The sequence below is a fragment of the Aquabacterium sp. genome (genome assembly GCF_036279675.1).
Lineage (GTDB): Bacteria > Pseudomonadota > Gammaproteobacteria > Burkholderiales > Burkholderiaceae_C > Aquabacterium.
This window is the reverse complement of sequence record NZ_DASUIS010000075.1, coordinates 1-10,784: the sequence shown is the minus strand read 5'-3', so window position 1 is coordinate 10,784 and position 10,784 is coordinate 1. Positions and strand designations below refer to the sequence as shown.

The window sequence follows — 10,784 nt, the reverse complement described above, 5'->3', positions numbered from 1 at the left end:
TGCGGGTAACTCGGGCGGATCACCCGCGCATGCAGGTCATCACAGACATCGGCCCAGGCGGCCGCCTCACCGCACCACCATGTGGGCAGCGAAGGCAGGCTCAGCTCTTCACCCAGCAGCTTGCGCGACAAGGCCGGCAGGAATCCGTGCACGGCGGGCGACTCCAGGAAGCCCGTACCCAGGGCATTGGCCAGCACCACCTTGCCGGCGCGCACCGCCTGCATCAGGCCAGGGATGCCCAGGGTGGAGTCGGAGCGCAACTCGAGGGGGTCGCAGAAGTCGTCATCCAGACGCCTCAACAGGCCATGAATGGGCTCCAGCCCCTGGACGGTTTTGAGGAACAGGCTCTCGTCGCGCACAACCAGGTCGCCGCCTTCCACAAGCGGCAGGCCCAGGTAGCGCGCCAGGTAGGCGTGCTCGAAATAAGTCTCGTTGTAGGGGCCCGGGGTCAGCAGGGCCAGGCGTGGCGCCTCACCACCGGAACAGGTCGCCGCCAGCTCGGTCATGGTCTCCAGCATGCGCCGGTAGCCGCTGGCCAGATGCTGCACGTTCATCGCCCGGTACGCCTCGGGCAGGATGCGCGAGACGATCAGGCGGTTCTGCATCACATAGCCCAGGCCCGAGGGCGCCTGGGTGCGCTGCGACACCACACGCCATTCGCCATCCGGCCCGCGCACCAGGTCAAAGGCCACCACGTGCAAGTAAACGCCACCCACCGGCTTGACGCCCTGCAGGCCACGCAGGTAGCTGGGGTGCCCCAGCACCAGCGCCGAAGGCAGCAAGGCCTCCTTGAGCACGTTCTGCTCGCCGTAGACGTCCTCCAGCACGCGATTGAGCAGGCTGGCACGTTGGGCCACACCCTGCTCCAGCTCGCGCCAGTCGTCGGCGGAGATGATCAGCGGCAAGGGCTCCAGCGACCAGGGCCGGCTGGGGCCACCTTGAGCGTTGTAGACGTTATAGGTGATGCCGTCTTCCTGGATCTGGCGGGCCAGCAGGCCCTGGCGACGGCTCAGGTCATCCAGTGGCGCATCCAGGTGTTCGGCAAAAGCCTGCCAGACCGGCTTGAGCGTGCCATCGTCCTGCCGCAGCTCATCAAAGTGCCCGGCTTCTGCCGGACGGGCACGCCGCAACAGCTCCTGGGCGTTCTGCTCAGGCAGGGCGGGATCGTCAAACAGTTGCAAGGACGAGGACATGGATGTTCAAAAGCAAATACCCTACCAGGGTGATGAGGGTATCAGGCCCCGGCGTTGCGAGACTCTGTCGACAAATGCTCATCCAGACAGCGTAACAGTGCGGCCACATCCAGCGGCTTGGTCAGGTAGGCGCTGAACCCCCTGGCGCGCGCCGCATGGATGCGGTCCGGCATGGCGTCGGCCGACAAGGCGATCTTGACCACGCCCCTGGTGGCTTCATCCTTGTCCAGCAAATCGGCCAGATCGAAGCCCGACATGTCACCCAGGTGCATGTCGAGCAGCAAGAGATCGGGTTGAACCTGGGCGGCCAGCTTCAGCGCATCGGCACCGCTGCGGGCCACCTCCAGCTTCCAGGCTGGCCGCAGCTCCAGGATCTGGCGCACCAGCAGCACGTTGATCTCGTTGTCTTCTGCATACAGGATGGTGGCCTGGCCCGAAGCCGGTATGGCCTCATCCAATGCCCCGTGATCGGACTTCGGGTCCACCTCCACAGCAGGCAGGCGCAAGGTGAAGGTGGTGCCCTGCCCGGCCTGGCTGGACACGTGGATCGCCCCACCCATGAGCTCGACCAGACGGTGCACGATCACCAGACCAATTCCCGTGCCCTCGATGCCGGAGTTTTCCGCGCCCAGCCGGTTGAAGGGCTCGAACAGATGCGCGATCTGTTTGTCACTGAGCCCCACGCCGGTGTCGTGTACCTCCATGAGCACGTGCTCGTCATCGAGCGCCACATGCACGCGTACCTCGCCACCCGGCCGGTTGTACTTGACGGCGTTGCTCAGCAGGTTGACCAGCACCTGCCGCAGACGCACCCGGTCGGCCATCACATGCACCCCCCAGACATGACCGGACTCGGTCAGGCTCACATGGGCGCGCTGAGCCGACTCGGCCACCATGGCCTGCGCATCACTGATCACATTGCCCAGCAAGATGGGCTCGATCGACAAGGGCATGTCGCCCGCTTCGATGCGCGACAGATCGAGCACGTCGCTGATGACGTCAAGCAGGTGCGCGCCGGAGCGCTCGATCAGCTTGACCTTGTGCTTTTGCCCTTCTACCAGGGCGGGCTGGGTGTCCATCTGCAAAAGTTGCGCAAAGCCGATGACGGCGTTGAGTGGCGTGCGCAACTCATGGCTCATGCGCGACAGGAACTGCGATTTGGCACGGCTGGCCCGCTCAGCCGTCTCGGCCGCCATGCGCGCCTCCTGGTAAAGCTTGTGCTCGGTGATGTCGGCGATGTAGCCGCAGCGCACCTCGTTGCCGTCGGCATCCACACCGGCCACGGAGTCCGCTGCGCACCAGCGCAACTCACCCGCCTGATTGCGCACGCGGAACTCGCTGTGCAGTCGAGTGGCGCCACCAATCGCCTCGTCGCGCTGCTGGAAGAATTTGTTGAGGTCCTCAGGCGGCACGCGGTTGTAGAGCACCCAGGGTGAGGCCAGCGCCTCTTCCGGTGTGGCACCAAACAACTGGCGCACCCCTTCGCTGACGAAATCCAGCCTGCCAGCCTTGTCCGGACCAGGTCTGAACACGTAGATCATGCCCGGCAAGTTGTGCGACAGGGCTGTCAGCAAGGCATTGCGATGCGCCAGCCAGGCCTCCTGCTTCTTGCGCTCGGTGATGTCGGCCAGCAAGGTGTACCAGACGGTGCCCAGATCGGCGTGATCGGCCGGGCGAGACTGAACCAGGAACCATTGCAAGCCCTGATCGGCAGACTGAACCCGGCACTCGATCTCGAACGGCGACTTATGCTCGGTGCTGTGGCTGATGGCCGCATACAGGGCAGCCTGATCTTCCGGATGGACAACATCGGTGATCCGCTGGCCCAGCAGTGCGTTGCGCTCATGACCCATCACGAGGCAGGCCTGCGCATTCAGATCCCGCAACTCGCCCTTGGGGCCCAGGATCACCTGGGCCGCGGGCGACAGCTCGAAACAGGCCCGGTACACGGCATCCCCCATGCCGGATGGGTTCACCTCGGCGATGGGGGGTGGCAAGCCACTGGAGGGCAGAACCGACATGAGCGCAGACAGTTGAACAACAGGCGGGCATTACAACCCATAAACCCAGTGTGTCAAACCTGCGCCCATCACAGACCTAGGGTTGCCCCTTTCTTGTGCGCAGATCCAGCGTCAGAGGATGCTCGATTCCGGGGGGCTGCGGTTTGATCGGCATGGCGCCCGGCGTATGGCCCATGCGGAAGAAGCGCGCCAGCCGGCGGCTTTCAGCCTCGTAGGCGTTGACAGGGAAGGTGTCGTAGTTGCGGCCACCCGGGTGAGCCACGTGGTACTGACACCCGCCCACGGAGCGTTTGAGCCAGCTGTCCACCACGTCGAAGGTGAGCGGCGCGTCCACCCCGATCGTGGGGTGCAGACACGATGGCGGCTGCCAGGCTCGGTAGCGCACACCCGCCACGTACTCGCCCACCCGGCCCGTCGGGTGAAGCGGCAGGATCTGGCCATTGACCGTCACCACGTGGCGGTTGCCATTCAGCCCCGTCGCACGCACCTCCACGCGCTCCAGAGACGAGTCCACATAGCGCACGGTGCCGCCTGGCGAGCCTTCTTCGCCCATCACATGCCAGGGCTCCAGCGCCCCGCGCAGCGTCAGTCGCACGCCCGAAGCCGCGATTTCGCCGATGTAGGGGAAGCGGAACTCGAAGTGCGGCGCGAACCACTCCTGCTTGAAGTCATAACCCGCCATCTGCAACTCGGCCAGAACGTCGGCAAAGTCCTGTTCGGCAAAGCTGGGCAGCAGGAAGCGGTCATGCAGACCCGTGCCCCAGCGCGTCAGACGCTGGGCACCATGGCCCTTGTAAGGCTCCTTCCAGAACCAGGCCACCAGGGCGCGCAGCAACAGTTGCTGCACCAGGCTCATTTTGGCGTGCGGCGGCATCTCGAAGGCGCGCAGCTCCAGCAGACCCAGGCGGCCGGTGGGGCCATCAGGCGAGTAGAGCTTGTCGATGCAGAACTCGCTACGGTGGGTGTTGCCGGTTGCGTCGATCAGGAGGTTGCGCAGGCTGCGGTCGATCAACCAGGGTGGGCACTGGCCCCAGATGTCCATCTGGCGCTCCAGCTCCTTGAGCGCGATCTCGGTCTCATAGACCTGGTCGTGACGGGCCTCGTCGATGCGCGGTGCCTGGCTGGTCGGGCCGATGAACATGCCCGAGAACAGGTAGGACAAGGACGGGTGGTTGTGCCAGAAGGTCAGCAGGCTGGGCAGCAGGTCCGGACGACGCAGGAAGGGACTGTCCGCCGGCGTGGCACCGCCCAGCACGAAGTGGTTGCCACCACCCGTACCTGTGTGTCGGCCGTCCACCATGAACTTCTCGGTGGACAAGCGCGTCTCGTGCGCAGCCTGATAGAGGAACTCGGTGTGGTCCACCAGTTGTTCCCAGCTCGAAGCCGGATGGATGTTGACTTCGATGACGCCGGGGTCAGGCGTGACCTGCAGCACCTTCAGGCGTGGATCGCGAGGCGGCGGATAGCCTTCCAGCACGATGTGCATGCCCAGCTCGGCTGCGGTGGCTTCCACGGCGGCCAGCAAATCCAGGTAGTCGTCCAGCACGCTCAGTGGCGGCATGAACACATACATCACGCCCCCGCCCTTGCCTTCCGACTCCACCTTGGGGCCATTGGCACGATCAGGGTTGCGCACCTCGACACACAGGGCCGAGCGCGTGATCCAGTGGGCCGACTCGAAACGGTTGGGCACCTTGTTCGGATCAACCGTGTTGGCCGTTGACGGGCCGCTCACGCTGCTGCCCGGGTTGGCACCCAAGGCGCCCCACTCGCCGTTGACACCCTGCCCGCCCAGGCCCGAAACGGCCTGGCCCTGGATGCTGACCGCCCCACCCTGCGCAAAGCCACCGCCCACCTGATGCGAGCCATATTGCGAGCGCAAGGCAGCTGCTGACGGCAAGGCACCACGCGGTGCGAATGGGTCATGCTCGTGCATGTAGGGATATTCGCCCTTGCTCACCCAGGGCAACGAATCCAGCGGCAAGCGGTAGCCCATGGGCGAATCGCCCGGGAACAGGTACATGCGCTCGTCGCGGAAGAACCAGGGGCCGGTCACCCACTTGGGGCCACTCACGCCGACCGACCACTCGCGCTTGAGCGGCAAGGCAAAGCCCACCTTGTGCGTCAGGCCCTGATCGAACACGCGCAGCATGCGCACGCGCTCCATCTCGTCGTCCAGGCGTGCATCAAACGGGTCGACGTTGATGGGCAGGCGACGCTCACGCCACATGTAGTAGAAGGTGTCCTCATACCCTGTCTGGATGTGAGCGTTGCCCACGCCCAGCTTGTTGGACAAGGTGTCGATGAACAGCCTGGCATCCTCACTGGTGTAGCGCACGGAGTTGCGTTCATCGGCAAACAGGCTGGGGTCATGCCAGCAAGGCTGCCCGTCCGCACGCCAGAAGATGCTCAGCGCCCAGCGAGGCAACTGCTCCCCCGGGTACCATTTGCCTTGCCCGAAATGCAGGAAGCCGCCATCGCCATAGCGCGCGCGCAGCTTGTGCACCAGCTCGGTGGCCAGGCCACGCTTGGTGGGGCCCAGGGCATCGGTGTTCCATTCGGCGCCATCGCGGTCGTCCACCGACACGAAGGTGGGCTCGCCGCCCATGGTCAGCCGCACATCGCCCGTTTGCAGCTCGGCATCCACCTTCGCACCCAGCGCGTCAATGCCCTGCCATTGCTCGTCGGTATAGGGCTTGGTCACGCGCGGGCTCTCGTAGATGCGCGTGATGCCCATCTTGTGATCGAAGCTCACCTCGCACTCGTCCACGGCACCAGTGACGGGTGCGGCGCCGGTTGGCTCGGGCGTACAGGCCACCGGGATGTGGCCTTCGCCGGCCATCAGGCCCGAGGTGGGATCCAGCCCGATCCAGCCTGCGCCTGGCAGGAAGACCTCGCACCAGGCGTGCAGATCGGTGAAGTCGACTTCGGTACCGGAAGGGCCGTCCAGCGCGGCCACGTCGGCCTTGAGCTGGATGAGATAGCCCGACACGAAACGCGCCGCCAGGCCCAGATGGCGCAGCGTCTGCACCAGCAGCCAGCCCGTGTCGCGGCACGAACCGGATTTCAGGGTCAGCGTTTCCTCCGGCGTCTGCACACCGGGCTCCATGCGGATGGTGTAGCTGATGTCTTGCTGCAAACGCTGGTTGAGGCCCACCAGGAAGTCGATGGTGCGAACCTTCTTGCGGTCCACGCTGTCGACAAAGGCCTTGAATGCGGGCGTCAGTTCAGCCTTGGCCAGATAAGGGGCGAGGTCATGCAGGCTGGAGGCGTCGTAGCTGAACGGGTAGTGCTCGGCCTCGGGCTCGAGGAAGAAGTCAAACGGGTTGTAGACCGCCATCTCGGCGACCAGGTCCACCGTGATCTTGAATTCCCTGGTCTGCTCGGGAAAGACCAGCCGGGCCAGGTGGTTGGAGAACGGATCCTGCTGCCAGTTGATGAAGTGAACCGCAGGCTCCACCTTCAAGGAGTACGACAAGATGCGTGTGCGGCAGTGCGGTGCAGGACGCAGCCGGATCACCTGAGGAGACAGGTTGACCAGGCGGTCATAGCTGTAATGCGTGACGTGGTTGAGGGCGACGTGAATGGACACACAGATCTCCGGGATAACGGGCCTGCGCAGTGTGCAGGCCTCTATGTGACAGCAGCAAGTTATGGGCCACCTTGGTGCATGAAAAAGGGCCCTTGCGCTGCCTTCACGCGACTGATGGCCCCCAACGCCTGGGCAGCACACACACGAGCAATTCGATGCGCGCGATCTCCTCACGCGCCATGGGCTCCACCTGGCCGCCCAACACGGGCAGAACCAGCAAGGTGTCCGTGCGCACCACCATCAGTTCACGCAACAGCACACGCCCATCCTGAAGCGTCAGAACCAGGGTGTCTTCTGGCTCCAGTTGAACAGGCTGCTGATCCAGCACCAGAAATTGCCCGTCCTTGATGAGGGGCGCCAGCGCATGGCCCATGAATCGCCACACGTCCAGGTGACGCGTGGCCAGCATCGGCCAATTCAGATGGGCATCGCCCTGATCTGTCGGCGATGCCGCGCGTTCCAGTGCACCTTGCCCATCCAGCAAACGGACACTGCCCCTGATGGGCCAGGCAGTGGTCCGGCCTTGAACGGCATAACCTGGCGCCGCAGATTCCTGCGTGTTGAGCAAACTGGCGCCGCCTTGCGGCACGCCAACCCCTGTTGCGAGCCATTCTGCCTCTACGCCCAGTTCCCGCGCCAGAGACGGCGTGTGCGAACTCCCGCGCGCACCAGATTGGGGATCGCACAGGTACTGGATGGACTGCGGCTTGACGCCCACTGCGCGAGCCAGTTCGCTCTGGTTGGTCTTGCCTGCCCGGTTCATCGCCCACAGCAAGCGCCCGGTGTAACTGCCCCACTCGTTGGATGTCTTGTTCATGCGCCGATGCTACAAAAGTCTTTGTTACCCGACTTGCAGAAATATCGATAATTGACTACAAATACATCTGCAGGAGGAAAACAATGTCACCCCAGGAAGCCTTGAGAAAAGCGGTCCGCCTCGTCGGCTCGCAAACACGCCTCGCCAGAGAAATCGGCGGCGGCATCACGCAGGCGCACGTGTACTACTGGCTCACGCAGGCACCCGTGGTGCCGGCCGAGCACTGCCCGACGATCGAATACATCGTCAAGCGAGAAGTCCGCTGCGAAGACCTCAACCCACGTGTGAACTGGTGGGTATTGCGCAACTGAATCTGCTGCATCCAGACAAGGTTTGCGTCAGCTCCCCCCAGGACCCAACTCGTCCGGCCCGCCTCGTTGCCACTCTCTCGATGAGGCCACAAGCTCCCGTCTGCGAATGCCCGTCTGCGAATCCCTGTTCGCGCGGGCACGTGCAGAATTTGTGTTTCACCGGATGAGTGGTGGGGAGCTGACTTTTTCTGACACGCCTGATGCGCGAGCGGCACCTCAGCGCACAGGCGCCCCCGTGACCGCCAGCGTTTGCGTGCCGGTCACGATCATTCGCACCATCAGCACGACCTGCTCGGTCAGCTCGGCGTACTTGTCGGCAGGCAGGTCCATGGCAGTGGCGCCCATGGTGAACACCAGGCGGGTGATGGCCTTGGCGGTCAATGCCGGCTCGAACAGGCCCGTCTTGTTGGCTTCAGCCAGGCGAATCAGGTCCAGGCGCAGTTCTTCTTCGAAGAAGTTCAACTGGCGATCCACGGCCTGCTTGAAGGCCTCCGAGCCCACGGTGCCCTCGCGCAGCAGGATCTGCAACAGGCGATCGTCCGAACGCAACTGCTCCATGAACGCTTCCACGGAGCCTCGCACCACGCTGCGGTCGGCCGTGGCGCGCTGCCTGGCCTCGCCAATGATCTGGCGCAACGACTCACCCGCGCGGTCTATCAGGGCCACCGCGAGTTCATCCATGTCGCGAAACTGGCGGTAGAAGCTGTTGGGCGCAATGCCGGCCTCGCGCGCCACCTCGCGCAGGCTCAAGGAAGACACGCTGCGGTGCGGGCCAGCCAGCTTGAGCGCCGCCTCCATGATGTCCTCGCGGGAGATCACCGGCTTGCGGCCAGGGGTGGCCACCTGAACAGGGGACAGGTTGGTACTCATTGATGTCAATCAGAAGGTCAGACATCATATCGCCAGCAATTAATGCACAAGTGTATAGACAATCGTCCATACCTGCGTATACTGCGCGCAAACGCGGCCGATGTCGCGCGTCCGCCCCCCTGTCGAAAGCGAATTTCCCGTGTCTGTCTCCGCCCCCACCGTCACGCCCGGCCCCGGCGCCGGCCCCCTGCAAAGGCTGATCGCTCCCCTGGTCGAGCCGGCCATCTACGACTTCTGGGTCGGCATGATCAACCCGGCCTGGTCCTGGTCGCGCTCGCTGGCCCGGGTGGTTGAACGCCGCGTGGAGGCGCAAGACGCCGTCACCCTGGTGCTCAAGCCCAACGCGCACTGCAGCAAGGTTCGCCCCGGCCAGCACGTCAACGTGAGCGCCGAGGTCAATGGCCGCCGCACCACCCGCAGCTACAGCATCACCAACGTGCCGGGCAAGGACGGGCTGCTGGAGATCACGGTCAAGCGCGTGGAAGGCGGCAAGCTCAGCACGCACCTGTGCCGTGACATCCGCGCCGGCGATGTGGTCGAGCTGGGCACCGTGTTCGGCGAAATGACCCTGCCTGCACAAGCCAAGGGCAAGTGGCTCTTCCTGGCCGCCGGCAGCGGCATCACGCCCCTGATCAGCCTGACGCGCCAACTGGCCTTGCAAGGCATGCCTGTTGACCTGCAACTGGTCTACTGGGCCAAGACACGTGCCGAGTTGTGTTTTGTGCGCGAACTGCGCGCCCTCGCGGCCCGCCACCCCAGCTTCAAGTTGCAGATCGTGCTGACGCATGAGGCCCAAACGCTGGCCGACGAGGCTCACGGCCTGATCAGCCAGGCCCAACTGGCTGAACTGGTGAGCGATCTGGCCGAACGACAGGTCTATGCCTGTGGCCCTGGCGGCTTCGTGGATACCGCGCGCGCGCTCACCAGCGATATGGCACGCAGCTTCCTGGCCGAGGGCTTCACGCCCACCACCCCGGTGATGACGCCGGACCAGACCGCCGCCACCGTGCGTGTGCAACTGCGCAAGAGCGGCCGTGCGCTGGATCTGCCCTCGGGCACATCGCTGCTGCTTGCCCTCGAAGAAGCGGGCATGAGCCCCGCAGCCGGCTGCCGCATCGGCATCTGCCGTACCTGCGTGTGCACCAAGCACGAGGGCACCACCCAGGACATCACCACGGGCGACCAGGACACCGAACCCGACACCCAGGTGCGCCTGTGCGTGAGCCGCCCCCTGACCGATCTCTCGCTGGACATCTGACCGTTTGCAAACACCATGAGCACTTCACTGCACCGCACCCTGACCGCCGACGAGCTCCAGCATTTCGGCGCTGAAATCGACGCCCTGCGCGCCCGCACCGTGGCCGACCTCGGCGAGCGCGACGCGCGCTATATCCGCAACATCTTCAAGGCCGTTCGCTTCACCGAGATCCTCGGTCGGGGCCTGCTGCTGGTGGGCGCCTTCCTGCCTGCCCCGTGGTTGACCGCCGCCTGGCTGGCAGGCGCCATCATCCTGGGCATCTCCAAGATCCTGGACAACATGGAGCTGGGCCACAACGTGATCCATGGCCAGTTCGACTGGATGGGCGACCCCAAGTTCGACGGCAAGTCTTTCGAGTGGGACATCGTCGGCACGAGCGACAGCTGGCGCAAGACCCACAACTTCAAGCACCACACCTACACCAACGTCCACGGCATGGACGATGACCTGGGCTACGGTGTGCTGCGCCTGTTCCCCGAGCAACCCTGGTCGCCCGGCCGTCTGGGCCAGCCGCTGTACGCCATCATCTTTGCAGCCTTGTTCCAATGGGGCGTGGCCGTGCAGGATCTGCGTCTGGGCCGTTGGTTCAAGGGCCGCATCACCGGCAAACAACTGGGCAAGCAGGCTGCGCCCACATTGCGCAAGATGCGCCGTCAACTCCTCAAGGACTACGTGATCTTCCCGCTGCTGGCGGGCCCTGGCTTCCTGACGGTGTTCACCGG

At 64.5% G+C, this 10,784-nt stretch carries 8 protein-coding genes; 3 read left to right on the top strand and 5 right to left on the bottom strand.

Annotated features, from left to right (window positions below; all coding sequences use genetic code 11):
• The 4 genes from VFW93_RS09245 to VFW93_RS09230 all read right to left on the bottom strand — a co-directional run.
• A partial coding sequence (locus VFW93_RS09245) for a circularly permuted type 2 ATP-grasp protein (protein ID WP_329693710.1) occupies positions 1–1,193 on the bottom strand: 1,193 nt, incomplete at its 3' end.
• 41 nt (positions 1,194–1,234) lie between these two features.
• The gene (locus tag VFW93_RS09240) at positions 1,235–3,214 is read right to left on the bottom strand and encodes a hybrid sensor histidine kinase/response regulator (protein ID WP_329693709.1); all 1,980 of its coding nucleotides are present in this window, start codon (positions 3,212–3,214) and stop codon (positions 1,235–1,237) included.
• 76 nt (positions 3,215–3,290) lie between these two features.
• Complete coding sequence (locus VFW93_RS09235) at positions 3,291–6,806, bottom strand: transglutaminase family protein (protein WP_329693708.1); 3,516 nt, start codon at positions 6,804–6,806, stop codon at positions 3,291–3,293.
• A gap of 103 nt (positions 6,807–6,909) precedes the next feature.
• Positions 6,910–7,623, bottom strand: coding sequence for a hypothetical protein (locus tag VFW93_RS09230; RefSeq protein WP_329693707.1), 714 nt, complete (start codon positions 7,621–7,623; stop codon positions 6,910–6,912).
• 83 nt (positions 7,624–7,706) lie between these two features.
• On the opposite strand from VFW93_RS09230, the gene VFW93_RS09225 reads away from it, so the two are divergent.
• A complete protein-coding gene (locus VFW93_RS09225) occupies positions 7,707–7,934 on the top strand; it encodes a transcriptional regulator (RefSeq protein ID WP_329693706.1) in 228 nt (75 codons plus the stop codon).
• Between the two features lie 216 nt (positions 7,935–8,150).
• Here VFW93_RS09225 and fabR read toward each other — a convergent pair whose 3' ends face one another.
• Positions 8,151–8,804, bottom strand: a complete 654-nt coding sequence (gene fabR, locus VFW93_RS09220) for an HTH-type transcriptional repressor FabR (protein WP_329693705.1) — start codon at positions 8,802–8,804, stop codon at positions 8,151–8,153.
• Positions 8,805–8,943: 139 nt separating this feature from the next.
• Here fabR and VFW93_RS09215 point away from each other — a divergent pair, with 139 nt between their 5' ends.
• Together VFW93_RS09215 and VFW93_RS09210 are read left to right on the top strand one after the other, a co-directional pair.
• Positions 8,944–10,062: a ferredoxin reductase gene (locus VFW93_RS09215; RefSeq protein WP_329693704.1), complete on the top strand. Its 1,119-nt coding sequence runs from the start codon at positions 8,944–8,946 to the stop codon at positions 10,060–10,062.
• Positions 10,063–10,077: 15 nt separating this feature from the next.
• Positions 10,078–10,784, top strand: a 707-nt coding sequence (locus VFW93_RS09210; protein ID WP_329693703.1) for a fatty acid desaturase family protein, incomplete at its 3' end; no start/stop codon positions are given.